This window comes from Promicromonospora sp. NPDC023805 (assembly GCF_040639635.1).
Classification (GTDB): Bacteria; Actinomycetota; Actinomycetes; order Actinomycetales; family Cellulomonadaceae; genus Promicromonospora.
The window spans coordinates 24,600-43,220 of sequence record NZ_JBFAAH010000034.1 but is presented as its reverse complement, the minus strand read 5'-3'; the positions used below and the strand labels follow the sequence as shown (position 1 = coordinate 43,220).

21 protein-coding genes are annotated in these 18,621 nt (G+C 71.9%); 8 read left to right on the top strand and 13 right to left on the bottom strand.

The genetic code is table 11. The annotated features are described in order from the left end of the window. Positions 1–53 precede the first annotated feature (53 nt). From AB0F70_RS24725 to AB0F70_RS24710, 4 genes are all read left to right on the top strand, one after another. Positions 54–830, top strand: coding sequence for an AraC family transcriptional regulator (locus AB0F70_RS24725; RefSeq protein ID WP_357454916.1), 777 nt, complete (start codon positions 54–56; stop codon positions 828–830). Positions 831–1,011: 181 nt separating this feature from the next. Further along, entirely contained in the window at positions 1,012–2,319 is a 1,308-nt protein-coding gene (locus AB0F70_RS24720) for a Glu/Leu/Phe/Val dehydrogenase (RefSeq protein ID WP_357454913.1), read from the top strand. A gap of 118 nt (positions 2,320–2,437) precedes the next feature. Then, entirely contained in the window at positions 2,438–3,031 is a 594-nt protein-coding gene (locus tag AB0F70_RS24715; RefSeq protein ID WP_357454910.1) for a hypothetical protein, read from the top strand. A 58-nt stretch (positions 3,032–3,089) separates the two neighbouring features. After that, positions 3,090–3,911 carry a putative protein N(5)-glutamine methyltransferase gene (locus AB0F70_RS24710; RefSeq protein WP_357454907.1) on the top strand — a complete coding sequence of 274 codons (822 nt, stop codon included), beginning with the start codon at positions 3,090–3,092 and terminating at the stop codon, positions 3,909–3,911. Between the two features lie 145 nt (positions 3,912–4,056). Here the strand turns inward: AB0F70_RS24710 and hemQ are convergent, their stop codons facing one another. The 5 genes from hemQ to ald form a co-directional block, all read right to left on the bottom strand. Continuing rightward, positions 4,057–4,806 carry a hydrogen peroxide-dependent heme synthase gene (hemQ, locus tag AB0F70_RS24705; RefSeq protein WP_357454904.1) on the bottom strand — a complete coding sequence of 250 codons (750 nt, stop codon included), beginning with the start codon at positions 4,804–4,806 and terminating at the stop codon, positions 4,057–4,059. 34 nt (positions 4,807–4,840) lie between these two features. Next, positions 4,841–5,995 carry a ferrochelatase gene (locus AB0F70_RS24700; protein WP_357454901.1) on the bottom strand — a complete coding sequence of 385 codons (1,155 nt, stop codon included), beginning with the start codon at positions 5,993–5,995 and terminating at the stop codon, positions 4,841–4,843. Positions 5,996–6,128: 133 nt separating this feature from the next. Continuing rightward, complete coding sequence (locus AB0F70_RS24695) at positions 6,129–7,016, bottom strand: LysR family transcriptional regulator (protein ID WP_357454898.1); 888 nt, start codon at positions 7,014–7,016, stop codon at positions 6,129–6,131. A 71-nt stretch (positions 7,017–7,087) separates the two neighbouring features. Further along, on the bottom strand, positions 7,088–8,239 hold the full coding sequence (locus AB0F70_RS24690) for a glycerate kinase (protein ID WP_357454895.1): 1,152 nt from the start codon (positions 8,237–8,239) through the stop codon (positions 7,088–7,090). A gap of 26 nt (positions 8,240–8,265) precedes the next feature. Next, complete coding sequence (gene ald / locus AB0F70_RS24685; RefSeq protein ID WP_357454892.1) at positions 8,266–9,384, bottom strand: alanine dehydrogenase; 1,119 nt, start codon at positions 9,382–9,384, stop codon at positions 8,266–8,268. Positions 9,385–9,470: 86 nt separating this feature from the next. Here ald and AB0F70_RS24680 point away from each other — a divergent pair, with 86 nt between their 5' ends. Further along, on the top strand, positions 9,471–10,370 hold the full coding sequence (locus AB0F70_RS24680; RefSeq protein ID WP_357454889.1) for a LysR family transcriptional regulator: 900 nt from the start codon (positions 9,471–9,473) through the stop codon (positions 10,368–10,370). A gap of 31 nt (positions 10,371–10,401) precedes the next feature. Here AB0F70_RS24680 and AB0F70_RS24675 read toward each other — a convergent pair whose 3' ends face one another. Beyond that, a complete protein-coding gene (locus AB0F70_RS24675) occupies positions 10,402–10,869 on the bottom strand; it encodes a MarR family transcriptional regulator (protein ID WP_357454886.1) in 468 nt (155 codons plus the stop codon). A 147-nt stretch (positions 10,870–11,016) separates the two neighbouring features. Beyond that, complete coding sequence (locus AB0F70_RS24670; protein WP_357454883.1) at positions 11,017–11,778, bottom strand: isoprenyl transferase; 762 nt, start codon at positions 11,776–11,778, stop codon at positions 11,017–11,019. 412 nt (positions 11,779–12,190) lie between these two features. Here AB0F70_RS24670 and AB0F70_RS24665 point away from each other — a divergent pair, with 412 nt between their 5' ends. Beyond that, complete coding sequence (locus tag AB0F70_RS24665; protein ID WP_357454940.1) at positions 12,191–12,865, top strand: hemolysin III family protein; 675 nt, start codon at positions 12,191–12,193, stop codon at positions 12,863–12,865. Here AB0F70_RS24665 and AB0F70_RS24660 read toward each other — a convergent pair. The 3 genes from AB0F70_RS24660 to mca are packed head-to-tail and all read right to left on the bottom strand — an operon-like array spanning position 12,841 to position 15,081. Further along, entirely contained in the window at positions 12,841–13,761 is a 921-nt protein-coding gene (locus AB0F70_RS24660) for a carbon-nitrogen hydrolase family protein (protein WP_357454880.1), read from the bottom strand. The two genes, AB0F70_RS24665 and AB0F70_RS24660, sit on opposite strands and share 25 nt — an antisense overlap. Then, positions 13,754–14,197, bottom strand: a complete 444-nt coding sequence (locus AB0F70_RS24655; RefSeq protein WP_357454877.1) for a hypothetical protein — start codon at positions 14,195–14,197, stop codon at positions 13,754–13,756. The genes AB0F70_RS24660 and AB0F70_RS24655 overlap by 8 nt, the downstream gene beginning before the upstream one ends. Continuing rightward, complete coding sequence (mca, locus tag AB0F70_RS24650) at positions 14,194–15,081, bottom strand: mycothiol conjugate amidase Mca (RefSeq protein ID WP_357454936.1); 888 nt, start codon at positions 15,079–15,081, stop codon at positions 14,194–14,196. Before mca ends, AB0F70_RS24655 begins: the two co-directional genes overlap by 4 nt. A gap of 170 nt (positions 15,082–15,251) precedes the next feature. Between mca and AB0F70_RS24645 the strand changes: the two genes are divergently transcribed. Both AB0F70_RS24645 and greA read left to right on the top strand, forming a co-directional pair. Then, a complete protein-coding gene (locus AB0F70_RS24645; protein ID WP_357454874.1) occupies positions 15,252–15,761 on the top strand; it encodes a DUF4307 domain-containing protein in 510 nt (169 codons plus the stop codon). 204 nt (positions 15,762–15,965) lie between these two features. After that, positions 15,966–16,448, top strand: a complete 483-nt coding sequence (gene greA / locus AB0F70_RS24640; protein WP_357454871.1) for a transcription elongation factor GreA — start codon at positions 15,966–15,968, stop codon at positions 16,446–16,448. Between the two features lie 98 nt (positions 16,449–16,546). On the opposite strand, the gene AB0F70_RS24635 is transcribed toward greA, so the two are convergent. The 3 genes from AB0F70_RS24635 to AB0F70_RS24625 are packed head-to-tail and all read right to left on the bottom strand — an operon-like array spanning position 16,547 to position 18,611. Further along, positions 16,547–17,908, bottom strand: a complete 1,362-nt coding sequence (locus AB0F70_RS24635) for a sigma-70 family RNA polymerase sigma factor (RefSeq protein WP_357454868.1) — start codon at positions 17,906–17,908, stop codon at positions 16,547–16,549. After that, on the bottom strand, positions 17,905–18,234 hold the full coding sequence (locus AB0F70_RS24630; protein WP_357454865.1) for a YciI family protein: 330 nt from the start codon (positions 18,232–18,234) through the stop codon (positions 17,905–17,907). Before AB0F70_RS24630 ends, AB0F70_RS24635 begins: the two co-directional genes overlap by 4 nt. Next, the gene (locus AB0F70_RS24625; protein ID WP_357454862.1) at positions 18,234–18,611 is read right to left on the bottom strand and encodes a YciI family protein; all 378 of its coding nucleotides are present in this window, start codon (positions 18,609–18,611) and stop codon (positions 18,234–18,236) included. Before AB0F70_RS24625 ends, AB0F70_RS24630 begins: the two co-directional genes overlap by 1 nt. Positions 18,612–18,621: the final 10 nt, after the last annotated feature.

Below are 18,621 nucleotides of genomic sequence, written 5' to 3'. Positions count from 1 at the left end.
GGCACCGGTTTTCGCCAAGTGAGCGGTCCGGCGCCGCGTAGCATCGGAACCCCATGAGCAACCCGTCGAACAGCACGGCCCGGCCCGAGACGAGGGCCCTGCTGGCAGCGCTGAACCCCGCGATGGTCTCCCTCATGGACGAGCTGTCCGGGGTCATGTTCTGCGCCAAGGACGCCGACGGGCGCTACGTGCTCGTGAACCAGGTCTTCGTGGGGCGCACGCGCGAGCGGTCCCGCCGGGACGTGATCGGCAAGCGCGCGGCCGACCTCTTCGTGCCAGAGCTCGCCGAACGCTACGAGAACCAGGACGCCCACGTCCGCACCACCGACAAGCCGCTGCGGGGTGAGCTCGAGCTGATCCGGCACGTCGGCGGGGCGCCAGGCTGGTTCCTCACCTCGAAGCTGCCACTGCACGACGAGTCCGGCGCGTACGTGGGACTGGTCTCCGTGTCGCAGGACCTGCGCTCGGGGGACGCCGACGACGCGACCATCCAGGCCATGGCGCGGCTGCGCGCCGACGTCGAGAACCTGCTCGAGCACGGCGAGGTGCCCTCGGTGACCGATCTCGCCGTGCTCGCCGGATGCAGCTCAGCGTCCCTGGACCGCCGGGTCCGGCGGGTCTTCGGACTCTCGCCGCGCCAGCTCGTGCTGCGGCTGCGGGTCGACCGCGCGGCGCACCTGCTCACCACGAGCGCCGTGCCGCTGGCCGACGTCGCGACCGCCGCGGGCTTCTACGACCAGCCGTCGTTCACCCGGACCTTCGCGCGGCTGACCGGCGAGACGCCGTCGTCGTTCCGGAGCCGGTCGCGGCCGCCGGCAAGCAGGGCCTGAGCGACTCCCTCGGAATTTCCCGGTTACACAGTCGTTGCCGGAAAATTACCGGATGCATCCTTCACCGTCGCGCACCGCAGCCCATCGAAGCGATACGGTGATGTAGAGGCGCAAACCCCGCGCCGCGCAACCCGCGCCCCGCTCCCAAGGCGGTAGGCGCCGTTCTCCCCGGAGGACCCACGTGACGACGACAACGACGTCCACACCCGCATCACCACCCAGCTTCGCGCCGTCAGGATCGCCCGTCGAGGGTTCCGCACTCGCTACCGCGCACGCGCAGCTCGCCACGGCGGCCGAGATCCTCGGTTACGACGAGGGCCTGCACCGCATGCTCGCGACGCCGCGCCGTGAGATCCACGTCGCGGTGCCGCTCCGTCGCGATACGGGCGAGACCGTGCTGTTCCACGGCTTCCGTGTGCAGCACAACGTGAGCCTCGGCCCGGGCAAGGGCGGCCTGCGCTACCACCCCTCCGTCGACGTCGACGAGGTGCGTGCGCTGGCCATGTGGATGACCTGGAAGTGTGCGGTGGTCAACCTGCCGTACGGCGGCGCCAAGGGCGGCGTCGCGATCGACCCCCGCGGCTACTCGCAGGCCGAGCTCGAGCGCGTGACCCGGCGGTACACGTCGGAGATCATGCCGATGATCGGCCCGGACACCGACATCATGGCCCCGGACATGGGCACCGACGCCCAGACCATGGCCTGGGTGATGGACACCTACTCGGTCAACCGCGGGTACACCATCCCCGCGGTCGTGACCGGCAAGCCCCTCGCCGTCGGCGGTTCGCTGGGCCGCGGCACCGCGACGTCGGCAGGCATCGTGCACGTCACGTCGGCCGCGCTCGCCGAGGCCGGCATGTCCCTGAGCGACGTGTCCGTCGCCATCCAGGGCTTCGGCAAGGTCGGCTCGCACGCCGCGGAGATCTTCGCGGCACGCGGCTCGCGCGTCGTCGCGGTCAGCGACCAGTACGGCGGCATCCGGGCCGACGGCGGGCTCGACGTGCCCCGGCTCATGGAGCACGTGCAGCGCACGGGCTCGGTAGTGGACTTCGCCGACGCCGACCGGGTCTCCAACACGGAGCTCCTCGCGCTCGACGTCGACGTGCTGGTCCCGGCCGCGATCGAGGGTGTGCTCGACGAGAACACGGCCGGCAGCGTCAAGGCCCGCTGGGTCGTCGAGGGCGCCAACGGCCCCACGACGGCGGCCGGTGACGCGCTGCTCGCCAAGAACGACGTGACGGTGGTCCCGGACGTCCTGGCGAACGCCGGCGGCGTGGTCGTCTCCTACTTCGAGTGGGTCCAGGCGAACCAGACGTACTGGTGGACCGAGCAGGAGATCGCGGACAAGCTCGAGCACCGCATGACCACCGCGTACGCGGAGGTCTCGGCGCTGGCTCAGCGCGAGCACCTGTCGCTGCGGGACGCGGCACTCATCATCGGCGTCAAGCGGGTCGCGGAGGCGCACCAGATCCGGGGCCTCTACCCCTGATCGATCGCCCACCGCTGGTCGAGCTTGTCGGGACCTGGAGGGGTCTCGACAAGCTCGACCAGCACTTCGGGCAGGCTCGGCCGCCGGGAGGCGGCGGCGGTTGGCCTACGCTCTCCCGATGAGCGAGACGCGTGCCGAGCCACGCTGGGCCAGGATCGTGACCGAGGTCCTCGCGCCCGGCTACACGGTCGCCGCGAGCGTGCTCACGATCGGACTGCTGTCGGCCGACCCGGCACAGGCGTGGTGGCAGGTTCCCCTGCTCGTCGTCCTCGCCGCGGGAGTCCCCTACCTCTTCATCCACGGCCTGGCGCGCCTGGGAATCTGGGAGTCCCGGCATGTCCGCCCCCGGCTGCAGCGTCTTGTCGCGCTCCTCGGGCTCATCGTCATCGAGGCCATCGCGATCACGGTGCTGCTCCTGGTGGGCGCACCACCGCTGACGCTCCGGCTGCTCGCCGCCTGCCTCGCCGGGGTCGTCGCCCTGACCCTGGTCACGCCGCTCGTGCGGGCAAGCATCCATGTCGGGGTCCTGTCCGTCACGGCGGGGATCGCCGCGAGCTTCTCCTGGCCTGCCGCGATCGCGCTCCTGGCGCTCAGTCTTCTGGTGGGTGTCGCCCGCATCTACGTCAGGGACCACACGCCCGTCGAGGTCGCCACCGGCTTCGTCGTCGGGTTCTGCGGCGGGTTGGTAGCGACGATGCTGCTCGTCCCTTAGCGGGGCGTCCGCCTCGTCGGCGGAACCGGGGGAACGGCTGACCGCCTACGCTCGCGCCATGGACGAACTCGTAGCGCGCCTGCGCGCCGCCGGCTGTGTCTTCGCCGAGGACGAGGCCCGGATCATCACCGAGGCCGCCGACGGCGACGCCGCCCGCTTGGAAGAGCTCGCCGCCGCGCGCGTCGGCGGGCTCCCGCTGGAGCATCTGGTGGGCTGGGCCGAGCTCGACGGTCGCCGCTGGCTGGTAGCGCCCGGCGTGTTCGTGCCGCGGCAGCGGTCCGAGCTGCTGGTCCGGGAGGCGGCCGCACGCGCCGCCGACGCCGGCTCCGGTCCGGTGCTGCTGGTCGACCTGTGCTGCGGCTGCGGGGCGCTCGGCGGCGCCGTCGCGGCCCGCCTCCTGGCGGCGGGGCGCGACGTCGAGATCCACGCCGCCGACGTCGACCCGGCTGCCGTGACCTGCGCCCACGAGAACCTCAAGGCACTGTCCGACGACGCTGCCGCTACCGGCGCGCTCACGCCGCACACCTACGCGGGCGACCTCGCCGACCCGCTCCCGGCCGAGGTGTGGGGTCACGTCGATGTCGTCGTCGCGAACGCCCCGTACGTGCCGACCACGGCGATCAGCACGATGCCGCCGGAGGCCCGTGAGCACGAGCCGCACGCCGCGCTCGACGGCGGCGACGACGGCCTGGTGATCCTCCGCCGCGTGATCGACCTGGCCCCGAAGCTCCTGCGCCCGGGCGGGCACCTGCTGATCGAGACGAGCGAGGGCCAGGTGAGCGCCGCCGTCGAACACCTGGAGGCGGCGGGGCTGCGGGCGACCGTCCTCTCCGACGACGACCTGGGCGCCACAGCCCTGGCAGCCACCTTGCCGGGGTAGGCACGCGGGGCCCGGCTCTCTCGGGGTGACTGTACGAATTCGGGGTGCGTTGCTCTGCGTAGACATTGTCGACGCAGAGCAACACACCCCGATCGGGTACCAGTGCTCCGGCGCGACACGCCCGAGCCGGTCAGCTCATGGCCGGTCAGCTCAAGGGCTGGCGAGACGCCCACGCCTCCAGTGACGTGCGCGGGCCCGTGAAGAACGGGATCTCCTCGCGCACGTGACGGCGGGCCTCGGTCGCGCGCAGGTCCCGCATCAGGTCGACGATGCGGTGCAGCGCGTCGGCCTCGAACGCGAGGATCCACTCGTAGTCACCGAGCGCGAACGCGGACACCGTGTTGGCCCGGACGTCCTTGTAGCCGGCGGCCGCCATGCCGTGGTCGCGCAGCATGGTGCGCCGCTCGGCCTCGGGCAGGAGGTACCAGTCGTAGGACCGCACGAAGGGGTAGACGCAGATGTAGTCGCGCGGCGCCTCCCCCGCGAGGAACGCCGGCACGTGCCCGCGGTTGAACTCGGCCGGCCGGTGCAGCGCGGCGACCGACCACACGGGCTCCAGCGAACGGCCCAGCTCGGACGCGCGCAGCCGCTGGTAGGCACCCTGCACCGCCTCGATCGACGCACCGTGGGTCCAGAGCAGGAGGTCGGCGTCGGAACGCAGGCCGCCGATGTCGTACCAGCCACGGGTCACGAGGTCGCCGGTGGTCGCGGCCGGGTCGGTGCCCCCGCCGACGGCGGCCTCGGCGTCGGCCACCACTGCCTTGCGCTCGGCCTCGTCCTCCGGAAGCGTCTCGGTCACGGAGAAGACCGAGAACATCGTGTACCGGATGCCCTCGTTGATGGCGGCCGTGTCGATCTCGTGACCGGTGTCCCCGTGCACGTGTGCGTCGTTCATGTGTTGCCTCTCGGTCGTGGCCGTCCCGCAGGACTCAGGAGTACAGGTCGGTGCTGCACAGCGCCGGGACGCCGCTCGGCTCGCCGTCGCGCCGCAGGCAGCAGCCCGGGGCGCAGACCGAGCGGAGGGCCGGGAGCGAGCCTACGGTCGCCTCGGTGACGGCGTCGCCGCGGGCCAGGGCCGCGCGTTCGAGCAGCAGGTCGACGAGACCGCTGACGAACGGCCGGCGCGTGCCCACCGTGCCTGCGCGGACCGCCGTCATGCCGAGGTCCTTCGCGGTGGCCAGCGCCTCGGTGTCGAGGTCGTACGCCACCTCCATGTGGTCGGAGATGAACCCGATCGGGGACAGGACGACGTTGCGCAGCCCCTCTCCCGCGAGGGCCTCCAGGTGGTCGTTGACGTCCGGCTCGAGCCACGGCTGGCTCGGGGGGCCGGAGCGCGAGCAGTACGCCAGGTCCCAGGGCACGTCGTGCCCGAGCCGCTCGGCGACCTGCGCGGCGACGACCCCGGCGAGGTCGAGGTGCTGCTCGGAGTACGTGGCGTGCGAGATCCGCGACGCCGCCTCCATCGTGTCCGGGATCGAGTGCGTGACGAACACCAGCTTGGCGTCGGCGCCGGATCCGCCCTGTGCCGCGAGCTCGGTGTACGCCTCGACGACGGCGTCGACGTTGGCCTGCGCGAAGCCCGGGTGGTTGAAGTAGGAGCGGACCTTGTCGAACTGCACGCCCGTGGACCCGTCGGGCCCGAGCTGCCCGCGCTTGTCGAGCGTGATCGCGAGGTCCTCGCGGTACTGGCGGCAGCCGGAGTACGAGGAGTAGGCGCTGGTCACGAGCGCGACGGTGCGTTCGGCGCCCAGCTTCTCCAGCTCGTCCACCGCATCGGTGGTGTACGGCTCCCAGTTGCGGTTGCCCCACACGACCGGCAGGTCGATGCCGCGGTCGGCGAGCTCGGCCTCGAGCGCCGCCTTCAGCGCGAGGTTCTGCTCGTTGATGGGGCTCTTTCCGCCGAACCCGTAGTAGTGCTCGCCCACCTCCTCGAGCCGCTCGTCCGGGATGCCTTTGCCTGCGGTGACGTTGCGCAGGAACGGCACCACGTCCTCCGGCTTGTTCGGGCCACCGAAGGAGTAGAGCAGCAGGGCGTCGTACGGCGCGGCGTCGTGCGCCGCAGGCTGGGGGGAGTTCGCGGGCATGCTCCCATCTTTCCACCGTCCGCGGGGTCGGCCCGCCCGGAGAAGGACGAACGGGACGTGACATCGATGCGACGTCCTGTCAGAACCCATCCAACGCCGTGCCGAGCGGAACGGCCGCGCGGATACTCGCGGCTCAGGACGCCTTGCGCCGGGCGTGCGTGTTCCCGCGGTCCAGCCGTTCGCGCAGGCCCGGGAGCATCTCGACCAGACCCGACGGCGCCGGGCTCCGGGTCACCAGCGACAGCCGGACACCGAACCGGACCGGCGCGGGCTCTATCCGGTCGCCGGGCGCCGCGTACCAGCGCGCCACCATGTCGGGCACGACGACGGCGCAACGGCGCTCCCGGGCGGTCCGCACTGCCGACTCCGCGGTGGCCGAGTGCCGGACCTGCGCACCGAGATCGGTCAACCGCTGCAGCAGGATGTCGCGCGACAGGTCGAGCGCGCAGCAGACCACCGTCTGCCCGGCGTACGGCCGCCGCCCGGACCCGCGTTCCGGGGCGCCGTCGGGCAGCAGCGTGACCAGGTCGTGCTGGCCCACCTCCGTGACCACGAGGCCCCTGGCGATCGGTACCTGCTTCGCGATGGTCACGAACGCCGCGTCGAGCGTCCCCCGCTCGACCCACTCCAGCAGCCGCGGACCGTGCTCCACCTCCGGCTGGAGGACCACGTCGTCGAGCAGCACGTCCAGCACCGCGAACAGCGTGCCCGCGAGGCTCGGGATGGTGCCGACGGACACCGTCCGCGACTGGGCGGCCGCGAGCGCGCGGCCGACTATCGCGCCCAGGTGGTCGAGGACGTGCGCGGCCTGCTCGTAGAACTCCCGCCCGGCCGCCGTCGGGCGCGCACCGGTGGTGTCCCGGTCGAACAGGGCGACGCCCACGCGCCGCTCGAGCGCGGCCAGCCGCTGGCTCGCCGAGGGCTGGCTCACCAGCAGCTCGCGTGCGGCGGCGCCGAGCGAACCGTGGCGGGCGACCGCGTCGACCAGCCGGAGGTCCTCGACCGTGGGGTATGAGCTCATAGCCCCAGCCTATGTCGGGTCATGCCAGAGGGCCGTCTGACGCACTGATCGTCGAACGGACGACCGGTGTGCTAGCGGCGGACCGTGCCGACCAGGTTCGTGACGGCCGCGGCGAGCTCGCGCAGACGCGGAGCGGTGCGGGCGATCAGGTCGTCCAGCTCGACCGGTCCGGGCGCGATCGAGAACGCGGCGGCGATGCCCGCGGCGCGGGCCTGCGCCTCAGGAAGCAGCACCTGGCCGGCGACGACCACTACCGGCGGCCGGGTGGGTGACGCCGCGGCGAGCCGCGCGACGCCGTCTGCCACCTTGCCGTTCACGGACTGTGAGTCGAAGGAGCCCTCCCCCGTGATCACCAGGTCGGCGGAGGCCAGCGCGGCGGGCAGGCCCACCGCCTCGGCGACCAGGACGGCGCCAGGAGTGTTCTCGGCGCCGAGCACGGCGATCAGCCCTGCGGGCACACCACCGGCGGCGCCCGTGCCGGGGATCTCGGCGACGGCGACGCCCGTCTCGCGCTCCAGGACCTCCGACCAGTGCCGCAGCGCATCGTCGAGGAACTCCGCCACCCCGTCGCGCGCACCCTTCTGCGGCCCGAACACTCGCGCCGCCCCGTGCTCGCCCACCAGCGGGTTCGTGACGTCGACGGCGAGGCGCCAGCGCACCGCGCGCGCCCGCGGGTGCAGCCCGGACAGGTCGAGGGACGCGACAGAGGCCAGCCCCTCCCCGCCGTCGGGCACCTGCTTGCCATCCTCGTCGAGAAGGCGGGCGCCCAGCCCGGTCAGGATGCCGGAGCCGCCGTCCGTGGAGGCCGAGCCACCCAGGCAGAGGAGGATCTCGGCGACGCCCGCTTCGAGCGCGGCCCGCGCGACGTCCCCGGTGCCGCGGGTGCTCGCGTGCAGCGGCTGGAGCGGTGCGTCGGAGACGCCGGGCAGGCCGCTGGCCTCAGCGAGCTCGACGACGGCGGTCCGCCCGTCCGGCGACACCGCCCACCGGGCGGTCGACGGACGGCCTATCGCGTCCACCGTCGCGACGGTCAGCGGCGCACCGCCCCAGGCGGCGAGCAGCGCGTCGAGCGTGCCCTCACCGCCGTCGGCCATGGGCAGGCGTGTGACGACGGCGTTCGGGGCAGCGTCGAGCACCCCGTCGGCGACGGCGGACGCGACCTCGGCAGCGGACAGGCTGCCCTTGAACGAGTCGGGACAGACAACGACGTGCAGCGGCTCCACGCGCAGATCGTAGGCCGTCGGGGCGTTCAGTCGGACAGGATTTCGGCCACTGGTACCGCGCGGGCGCCGAACGCCTCCGCCACGCCGGCGTTGGTGATCTGCCCGGCGTGCGTGCTGAGGCCGTGGGCGAGCGCCGCGTCGGCGCGCATCGCGTCCCGCCAGCCCTTGTCCGCGAGCGCCGCGACGTACGGCAGCGTTGCGTTCGTCAGGGCCCGCGTCGCCGTCACGGGCACGGCGCCGGGCATGTTCGCCACGCAGTAGTAGAGGGTGTCGTGCACGGCGAAGGTCGGGGCGTCGTGCGTGGTGGGGTGCGAGTGCTCGAAGCAGCCGCCCTGGTCGATGGCGATGTCGACGAGCACGGCACCGGGCTTCATGGCCTTGACCATGGCGTCCGTGACGAGCTTCGGCGCGGCGGCGCCGGGGATCAGTACCGATCCGATGACCAGGTCGGCGGTCTCCACCTGCTCGGCCACCTCGTACGCCGTCGATGCGCGGGTGGCCAGCGCCCCGCCGAACTGCACCTCGAGCCGGCGCAGCCGCGGGATCGAGACGTCGAGCACCGTGACGTCGGCGCCCATGCCCAGCGCGTTGGCCGCCGCGTGCTCGCCTGCCACGCCGCCGCCGATGACGACGACCTTGGCCTTCGGCGTGCCGGCCACTCCGCCCATCAGCACCCCGGTGCCGCCCTGGGGCCGCATCAGGTGGTAGGCCCCGACCTGCGCGGACAGCCGTCCGGCGACCTCGCTCATGGGGCTCAGCAGCGGGAGTGAGCGGTCGGGGAGCTGCACGGTCTCGTACGCGACGGCGGTGGTGCCGGCTGCGAGCAGCGCGTCGGTGCACGGTGCCGACGCCGCGAGGTGGAGGTACGTGAAGAGGGTCAGGTCGGGCCGCATGAGCGCGTACTCGGGCTCGATCGGCTCCTTGACCTTGACCAGGAGGTCGACGCTGCCCCACACCTCCTCGGCGGTCTCGGCGATCCGTGCGCCGGCGAGCCGGTACGCGTCGTCGTCGAAGCCGGAGCCCAGCCCGGCGCCGGCCTGTACGAGCACGCCGTGGCCGCGGCGGACCAGCTCGTGGGTGCCGGCGGGCGTGAGCGCGACCCGGCTCTCGTTGTTCTTGATCTCCGTGGGGACTCCGACGTTCATAAGGTGACGGTAATCACTGTGGGGTGTGCGGGTCCAGGACACGTTCCCGAATAGAATGTTCGGCGTTTGTGCACAACAATGGCCGGATGCTCAATCCCTGGCGACTGCGCCTCCTGCACCAGCTGCATCTGCTCGGCACCGTGCGCGCCGTCGCCGAGGCAGCCCGGATGAGCCCGTCGAGCGTCTCCCAGCAGCTCGCGACGCTGGAGACCGAGGCGAAGGCCCAGCTCTTCGAGCGTGTTGGCCGACGCATCCGGCTCACCCCTGCGGGCGTCACGCTCTCGGGCCACGCGTCGGACATCCTCGACCGGATCGCCGCCGCGGAGGCGGACCTCGCGGGCCTGCGGTCCGAGCCCACCGGCGTCGTGCGGCTGGCTGCCTTCACGAGCGCCTTCCACGGCATAGTGGTGCCCGCCGTCGCCGCCCTCGCCGAGGAGCACCCCCGCATCACCGTGGAGCTCACCGAGGCGGAACCCCTGGTCAGCCGGCCCGCGCTGCAGCGCGGTGAGGTGGACGTCGCCGTCTGCGCGGACTTCCCGGACGCCCCTGTCCCGCCTGATACCGACCTCACGCGCATGCCTCTGACGGGCGACCGCGTGGTACTCGTGACGGCGCGGGACACGGCCACCGGCGCACGCTCGGGGCGAGTCGACCTGGCCACCCTCGTGAACGAGCCCTGGGCGTTCGAGCATCCCGGGGCCCACCTCGCCGACCTGGCCGAACGCCTCTGCCGACGGGCGGGATTCACACCACGGACCGTCGCCCGGTTCGAGAGCCACGGCACGCTGCTCAGCCATGTCGAGGCGGGGCTCTCGGTAACGCTGCTGCCCCTGCTCGCCGTGCACGACCGGTACGCGGTGCGCACGCTGGACCTCACGGACCCGCCCCGCCGGGACATCCATCTGGTGGTCCGGCACACCACCATGGACCGGGCTGCGGTGCGGGTGGTGGTGGAGGCGCTCCGGCACCAGGCGCGATCGGCCTGAGCACCGGCCTACGAGCCGGCCCGCGACCTGCTCAGAAGTCGTCGATGTCCGTCTGGGCAGACCGCAGCATCTCTGTCAGCTCACGCAGCCGCGCCAGGTCCTCGACGTCCATCGCGGGGGTCACGTAGTGCGCTATCGACCGGACGTGGCGCCGCCCGAGCTCCTTCTGCGTGGCGGCGCCCTCCGGGGTGAGGCTCACCAGAACGCCTCGCCCGTCGTCCGGCGACGGGTGCCTGCGGACCAGGCCGCGCTTCTCGAGCCGCTCCACCATGCGCGAGAGCGACGACTGGGCCATGAGGATGTTCTCGTTGAGCTCACGCAGGCGCAGCGTCTCCCCGGAGGCGAGGGCGAGCGTGAACAGCACGTCGTACTCGCGCATGCTGAGATCGCCCCAGATGTCGTCCGCCAGGAGCCGGCGCATCACTGTCACCTGGGCGCGGAACAGCGACTCCCACGCCTCGGCGGCCTCGCGAGCCGACGGCACACGTCGCTCGGTCATCAGCGCACCCTCCTCGTCATCCAGGGCACGCTACCCGACTGAACTTTCAGTTACCTACCTCAGCTGGTGGTGGCGAATTTCACCATACGGATAACCGTCCAGAGGACTCGCAGGACTCTTCTCTCCAGGCGTCCGGACCGGCCCCGGTCAGCGTCCGAGACGACGTTCCCGGAGCGAGAAGTCGCGCAGCGCGCGCAGGAAGTCCACCCGCCGGAACGCGGGCCAGTACGCCTCGCAGAAGTAGAACTCGGTGTGCTGGCTCTGCCACATCAGGAACCCACCGATGCGCTGCTCGCCCGAGGTCCGGATGACCAGCTCCGGGTCCGGCTGCCCCTTGGTGTACAGGTGCTCCGCGATGTGCTCGACGTCTATCGACTCGGCGAGGTCCGCGAGCGTCGCCCCGTCCTTCGCGCGTTCGGTGAGGTAGCTGCGGACGGCGTCCGCGATCTCCGTGCGGCCGCCGTAGCCGATCGCCACGTTGACCTGGAGGCCCTTCACGCCGGCGGTCCGGTCGGCGGCCGCGCGGAGCGCGGCGGCCAGGCGCGCGGGCAGCAGGTCGAGCCGGCCGATGACGCGCAGGCGCCAGCGGCCCGACTCGGCGAGGTCAGAGACGGCGTCCTCGATGATGTCGAGCAGGTTGCTCAGCTCGTCGGCCGACCGGCTCAGGTTGTCCGTGGACAGCATCCACAGCGTGACGACCTCGATGCCCAGCGACTCGGCCCAGCCGAGGAACTCGGTGATCTTGTCGGCGCCACGGCGGTGTCCCGTCGCCGCCGTCTCCCCGAAGGAGCGTGCCCAACGGCGGTTGCCGTCGAGCATCACGCCGATGTGCCGGGGCAGCGTCGCGCCGTGCAGGGCGAACGCCAGGCGTCGCTCGTAGAGGCGGTACAACGGGCTGGGCAGACGCACGGATACCTCAGTGGATCGGGCCGTGGGAGCCGCGCGACGCGGTGACACGGAAGCTCTGGCGCTGGGTCGAACCCGGCAGGACGTGGACAAAGGTACCTCTCGAACGCGCGCGTTCCTGCGCACCGAGACCCTTCTGGGACGCCTGGCGGGCGACTCCCGCCAACCCGGCGCAGTATCTTCACAAGGCCCTTGTCCAGCGGGCGATCAGCTAACCTACGCTAGAGTAAGTTACGCAACCGTAGGTAGCGTCCCAGCACCCAGAGGACGCCGGTTGCCGAACGTAGAGGAGAGCAGCGTGCGAGCACCCACGGACGAGCCGGACCACTCGGCGGGCCGCTCGGACGAGGCCACGGGCACGTTCAACGACAAGTTGGACGACGTGCGTGACAAGGCCTCCGACGTCGCACACGACATCTCCGACTCGGTCTCGGCCACCGTCGAGGAGGTCGAGCGGAGGATCAAGCCGCGGCTGCGCGGCTGGATCCACGCGGGCACGTTCCCGCTCGCCCTCGTGGCGAGCATCGTACTGATCGTGCTCGCCCCGACGATGCCGGGCAAGATCTCCGCGTCGATCTTCGGCCTGAGCGCCTGCCTGCTGTTCGGCGTCTCCGCGGTGTACCACCGCGGCAACTGGTCACCCCGGACGGACGCCGTGCTCCGCCGCCTCGACCACACCAACATCTTCCTCATCATCGCGGGCACCTACACGCCGCTGGCCGTCCTGCTCCTGCCGCGGGACCAGGGCACCGTGCTGCTCTGGCTGGTGTGGAGCGGCGCGCTGCTCGGGCTGCTGGCCCGGGTCTTCTGGCTCAACGCCCCGCGCTGGGTCTACGTACCGGTCTACCTCGCGCTCGGCTGGGTGGCGGTCGCCTACATGGGCCAGTTCTGGGCGATCGGCGGCCCCGCGGTCGTCTGGCTCATCCTGGCGGGCGGCCTCGCCTACACGGTCGGCGCGATCGTCTACGGCACCAAGAAGCCCAACCCCAGCCCTGCCTGGTTCGGCTTCCACGAGATCTTCCACGTGCTCACGGTCGTCGGCTTCACCTGCCACCTGGTCGCGATCTACCTGGCCAACCTCGCGGTCTGACCGTCGGTGGGCACCACCGTGTCGGTCGGCACCACCGTGTCGGTGGGCACCACCGTGTCGATCGGCACCACCGTGTAGCGACGGTTCACCAGGGACGGGTTGGTCCTGCGGACCGCTGCCAGCGGGGCGGGGTCGAGGTCGACCGTGCGGTACGCCTGTTCCTCGCCCATCTCCAGCCCCACGACGCCGTCCGGCCCCACCAGGAGCGTGCGCCCCGTGACGCCCTTGCCGGTCATGCCGACGCCGATCGTCACCGCGGTGTTCTCGATCGCCCGCGCCTGCAGCAACGTGCGCCAGTGGTCGGCCTTGAGCGGTCCCGCGACCCAGGCGGCCGGGTACACCAGCACGTCCGCCCCGGCATCGACGAGGCGGCGGGCCGATTCAGGGAATCGCAGGTCGTAGCAGGTCAGCACACCGAAGGTGAGCCCGCCCAGGCGCAGGGTGACCGGCTCGGCGTCGGCAGGGCCGGGCTCGAGCAGGTCCGACTCCTGGTACCCGAACGCGTCGTACAGGTGCACCTTGCGGTAGACACCGGCGATCTCGCCGGCGCCGTCGACCACGACCAGCGCGTTCACGGCACGGACGCCGTCGGATCCCGGCAGGGTGACGCCGGCGATCACGGCTACCCCGTGCTTGCGCGCCCGGGCACGCAGGAGCGTGACGAACGGTCCGTCGAGCTGCTCGGCATGCTCCGGCCCGACGCCGTGCGGGTCGTAGGCGGCCGCGTACTCCGGCAGCACCAGGAGGTTGGACTTGGCGCGCGCAGCCACCTTGAACGCGTCGAGCACGGTCTGGCGGTTGGCGCCGTGGTCGTCGGAGACGGCCACCTGTGCGACCGTCACGCGGACCACGCCGGCCGGAGCGCCCGGCTCGGCGGTGTCCGCCGTGTCAGTCACCTGATCCGCCGCTGCTGCTGCCGGACGAGCCGCCGGCGTCGGGCGACGATCCGGAGGAGCCGGACGGCGAGCCGCCGCCGTCGGACGTGCCGGGCGCCTCGGATCCTTCGGTGCCCTGCTCGGCCTTGGTCTCGGCCTTGGTCTCGGCCTTGGTGTCACCGGCGCGGGTGTCGTCCTCCGACCTGCGGAAGCTGACGACCTGCGGGACCGGGACCGGCAGGCCCTGCTCACGCGCGTTGTGGCCCGCGCGGCGCAGGTGCTTGCTCATGTTCAGGAACAGCAGCACGCACGCGATCGCGAGCGCGAAGGTGACGACGAAGCCGATGAGCCCCGGCGACACCTGCCACTCCTCCAGGCCCGGGCGGAGCCTGCCCTCGGTGGGGTTGGGCGACGGTTCGGTCGCGAAGGCTATCGCGCCGGTGATCAGCGGGCTCATGCGGGGACCTCCGACCGGACACCCTCGAACAGGTCCTGCTCGTACTCACCATCGGCGTGCTCGGGCAGCGGCACGCGGGACTCCGCGAGCTCGTACTCGTCCCAGGGCCACACGTCGACCTCGAGGTCGCGCGGCACCGCGAAGAAGAAGCCCTTGGGGTCGATCTGCGAGGCGTGCGCCGTCAGGGCGGCGTCCCGGTGCGGGAAGAAGTCGGCGACGGGCACCAGCGTGGTGACCTGACGCTCCGGGATCTCCTGGGCGTCGCGGGACTCGACCCAGTCACCGAAGGGCGACTCGAGCCCGGCGCCTTCCATCGCCTCGTGCACCGCGCGGATGCGCTTCATCGAGAAGCCGTGGTTGTAGTAGAGCTTGAGCGGCTCCCACGGCTCACCCGTGCCCGGGTAGCGCTCCGGGTCCCCCGCCGCGTGGAACGCCTCGAACGACACCTCGTGGCACTTGATGTGGTCGGGGTGCGGGTAGCCACCCGACGGGTCGTAGGTCGTGATGACGTGCGGGCGGAACTCACGGACCGCCTGCACCAGCGGTGCGGCGGCCTCCTCCAGTGGGACGAGCGCGAAGCAGCCCTCGGGCAGCGGGGGCAGCGGGTCGCCCTCCGGCAGGCCCGAGTCCACGAAACCCAGCCACTGCTGACGCACACCCATCGCCTCGGCCGCCCGGGTCATCTCCAGCCGGCGGACCGCAAGGCGGCCCTCTGTCGAATCGAACTCGTGGCCCTCGGGAACCTCGAAGGACGGGTTCAGGATGTCGCCCCGTTCGCCCCCGGTGCACGTCACCACGAGGACCTCGACCCCCTCTGCGGCGTAGCGGGCCGTCGTCGCGGCGCCCTTGCTCGACTCGTCGTCCGGGTGCGCGTGCACCGCCATCAGACGGAGCGGCTCGCGCTCGGGTACGGACACTGGGTCCTCCTGTGTGGGATGAGGCTGTGTGGGATGACTACTGGGACAATCACTCACATGGACCATGCACATGAACCATGATGGTCCAGGGACAATCTTGCTACGAACCACTGACACCTCGAACCGAGCGAGCCGTGATGACCGACCCAGACCCCGCCGCCCCGACCGGCACCGCGCACCCGCAGGCACCGAGCCTCGCCGAGCGCTACGGCCGTGCAAGGCCTGGAGCACAGCGGATACCCGCGCAGCGCGGCGAGGACGACCCGTGGGACGAGGACGATGACATCCGGCCCCGCCCGAAGCTCTCCGTGGGCGCCCGGATCGCGGTGGCCCTGGCCCTGGCCGCCGGTGTCGCGATCGCCGCGTGGTTCACGATCGTCGACACCCAGCGCGACCCCGTGACCTTCGCCGACGTCGCGTTCTCGGTGCCGAGCGCCGAAGCGGTGGACGTCACGTTCGAGGTCAGCATGCCCCCGGGCACCGAGGCCGTGTGCACGGTGACCGCGCTGAGCAAGAACTACGCGGAGGTCGGCGCGGTCGACGTCGAGGTGGGCCCGGACGAGGCGCGCACGACGCGACACACGGTGACCATAGCCACGACCGAGCTCGCGACCACCGGCATCGTCGACCACTGTGACCTGCGCTGAAACCCGCGGTTCAGAATAGTTAGCCCGTCCGCTCAGAGCGGAAACAGGGATTGTCTTGGCAAGTCTTTCCCGGGAATTGGTATTCTCGTCGTTTCACACGCTGTGTAGACCGGCTGACGCGCGTGCCCGATCCGCTCCGTCGGCCGGGCCCGGCGCGCTGCCGCAACTGTGGCTCGATCGAGCAACGACGAAAGGAGAGCCCCCGTGGCCGACGCTTCTGTCACCTGGCTCACCCAGGAGGCGCACGACAAGCTCAAGGCTGAGCTGGAGCACCTCTCCGGCCCCTACCGGGCGGAGATCACCGAGCGCATCGCCGCTGCCCGCGACGAGGGCGACCTCAAGGAGAACGGCGGGTACCACGCCGCGCGCGAGGAGCAGGGAAAGAACGAGCTGCGCATTCTCGAGCTCACCGAAAAGCTCCGTAACGTCCAGGTCGGCACTCCCGCGGACGACGGCAAGGTCGAGCCGGGCATGGTCGTGACCGCGATCGTCGCGGGCGACGAGATGAACTTCCTCTTCGGCTCGCGCGAGATGGCGGGGTCCACGGACCTCGACGTCTACTCGCCGACGTCGCCGCTGGGCGCAGCGATCGACGGAAAGTCGATAGGCGCGAAGACGAGCTACCACGCGCCGAACGGGCGCGACATCCCCGTGGAGATCACGGGCGCCAAGCCGTTCCAGGGCTGACAGGCAGGGCTGACAGGCAGGGCTGACAGGCAAGGCTGACAGGCAAGGCTGACAAGCCTGACAGGCAGGGCTGACAAGGCTGAGCGGGACCGGGCCTGTCAGACGACCGGATCACCCTGGTGACCTGGACGTCCGGCAGGCCCGTCGGCGTGTGTGAGGTCCGCGAGCCGGCGCTCGAGGAGCTTCCGGTCACCCTCCCGGTCGACCTGGTCGAGCGCCCGCCGGTACTCCGTCGCTGCTTCCATGGGCCGGCCCGCACGCCGCAACAGGTCAGCCCGCATCGCCGGGAGCAGGTGGTACGCCGTCAGCTCGGGTGCTGACGCGACGTCGTCGAGCGCGGCCAGACCTGCCTCGGGCCCTCGCGACATCCCCACGGCGACCGCCCGGTTGAGCTCCACGACCGGCGAGCGCGTCATGTCCACCAGGACGTCGTAGAGGGCCTCGATCTCCGCCCAGTCCGTCGTGTCAGCGGCGGTCGCCCGCGCGTGCAACGCGGCGATCGCCGCCTGCACCTGGTACGGACCGGCTCGACGTGCCGCGAGCGCGTCGTCGAGCACGGCCAGCCCCTCAGCGATCTCGTCGCGCCGCCAGAGCGACCGGTCCTGCTCCTCGAGCGTGCGCGGCAGCGCTTCCGCGTCCGCGCTCAGACGTGCCCGCCGCCGCGCGTGCTGGAGCAGCAGCAGGGCGAGCAGCCCGCGTGCCTCCGGCTCGTCGGGCAGCAGGCGCGCGACGAGCCGGGCGACACGGACCGCGTCGTCGGCCAGGGCGCGGCGGGCTATGGCGCCCGCATCGTCCTCGGCGGGCTCCGCCCACGCGTCGTAACCCTCGGTGAACAGCACGTACAGCACGGCGAGGACCGCCGAGACGCGCTCGTGCAGCAGCTCGGGCGGTGGCACGCGGAACGCGATGCCGGTGCTCCGGATCTTGCGCTTGGCCCGGGTCAGGCGCTGCGCCATCGTCGTCTCCGGCACCAGGAAGGCCCGCGCGACCTGCGCCGTCGTCATGCCGGTGAGCGACCGGAGCGTGAGCGCCACCCGACCCTCCAGCGGCAGGGCGGGGTGGCAGCAGGTGAAGACGAGGCGCAGCAGGTCGCCGTCCGGGTCCTCCGGTTCGACACCGGCCCAGCTGTCACCGCCGAAGCCGCCGTCCGGTTCGGCCGCCGGGTCACCGGCAGCCGGGCCGAGCCGTTCGGTCAGCCGCGCCACGACCGCCACCTTCTCCGCCTCGACCTTGCGCCGTCGCAGCCGGTCCAGCGCACGGTTGCGCGCGGTGGTGGTCAGCCACGCCCCGGGGCGCGCGGGCACGCCGTCGCGTTCCCAGGTGCGCAGCGCCACCGCGAAGGCCTCCTGCGTGCAGTCCTCCGCGAGGTCGAGGTCACCGGTGCTGCGGGCCACCGCTGCGAGCACCCGGCCCCACTCGTCGCGGAAGGCAGTGGTGACGGCCTGCCCGACGTCGGTCACGGTTCCGTCGGCCAGAACGGGTGCACCTCGACCAGGGCATCCCGCGCCCCCGGGGACGCGGCAGCTATCGCGAGCGCCTCCTGGAGGGTCGCCGCCTCGATGATGTCGAACCCGCCGATGACCTCCTTGGACTCCGAGAAGGGCCCGTCCGTCACGACGGTCGCACCCTCTCGCACGGTCACCCGGCGGACGGCGGCGCCCGGGCGCAGGCGTGAGCCCAGGACGCGTGCGCCGGAGGCGTCCTGCTCCGCGACCCAGGTCTCGGTCTCCGGCGTCGGCGCCCGATCGGGTTCGTCCCGCTCGATGACGAGCATGAGGTAGCGCATCAGTGCGCCCCTGCCTCGGCCTCCGGGGCCGTGGCGTCGCCGTCGAGGTCGAGCGGCCAGAAGGGGCGGAGCTCGATCGCGCCCACGTACGCCATCGGATGGGCGGCGGCGATCTTGATCGCCTCGTCGAGATCGGGCGCCTCGAGGATGTCGAAGCCCGCGATCACCTCTTTGGTCTCGGTGAACGGGCCGTCGGTCACCACAACCTCGCCGGAGCGGACCTGCACACCGACGGCGTCCGCGGGCGGGCGCAGGCGGTCGCCGATGATCGCGCGGCCCGTCTCGTAGGTGTCACGCACCCAGGTCTCGATGGTGGGCACGCCGACGGGGTCGACCGGGGCGTCGGGGGTCGACAGGACGAGCATGAGATAACGCATGGTGTGCTCC

Coding starts and splice junctions, on each gene's coding strand:
- AB0F70_RS24725 (WP_357454916.1), top strand. CDS start 54: ATGAGCAACCCGTCGAACAGCACGGCCCGGCCCGAGACGAGGGCCCTG.
- AB0F70_RS24715 (WP_357454910.1), top strand. CDS start 2,438: ATGAGCGAGACGCGTGCCGAGCCACGCTGGGCCAGGATCGTGACCGAG.
- AB0F70_RS24710 (WP_357454907.1), top strand. CDS start 3,090: ATGGACGAACTCGTAGCGCGCCTGCGCGCCGCCGGCTGTGTCTTCGCC.
- hemQ (WP_357454904.1), bottom strand. CDS start 4,806: ATGAACGACGCACACGTGCACGGGGACACCGGTCACGAGATCGACACG.
- AB0F70_RS24700 (WP_357454901.1), bottom strand. CDS start 5,995: ATGCCCGCGAACTCCCCCCAGCCTGCGGCGCACGACGCCGCGCCGTAC.
- AB0F70_RS24695 (WP_357454898.1), bottom strand. CDS start 7,016: ATGAGCTCATACCCCACGGTCGAGGACCTCCGGCTGGTCGACGCGGTC.
- ald (WP_357454892.1), bottom strand. CDS start 9,384: ATGAACGTCGGAGTCCCCACGGAGATCAAGAACAACGAGAGCCGGGTC.
- AB0F70_RS24680 (WP_357454889.1), top strand. CDS start 9,471: ATGCTCAATCCCTGGCGACTGCGCCTCCTGCACCAGCTGCATCTGCTC.
- AB0F70_RS24675 (WP_357454886.1), bottom strand. CDS start 10,869: ATGACCGAGCGACGTGTGCCGTCGGCTCGCGAGGCCGCCGAGGCGTGG.
- AB0F70_RS24655 (WP_357454877.1), bottom strand. CDS start 14,197: ATGAGCCCGCTGATCACCGGCGCGATAGCCTTCGCGACCGAACCGTCG.
- mca (WP_357454936.1), bottom strand. CDS start 15,081: ATGGCGGTGCACGCGCACCCGGACGACGAGTCGAGCAAGGGCGCCGCG.
- AB0F70_RS24645 (WP_357454874.1), top strand. CDS start 15,252: ATGACCGACCCAGACCCCGCCGCCCCGACCGGCACCGCGCACCCGCAG.
- AB0F70_RS24630 (WP_357454865.1), bottom strand. CDS start 18,234: ATGCGCTACCTCATGCTCGTCATCGAGCGGGACGAACCCGATCGGGCG.
- AB0F70_RS24625 (WP_357454862.1), bottom strand. CDS start 18,611: ATGCGTTATCTCATGCTCGTCCTGTCGACCCCCGACGCCCCGGTCGAC.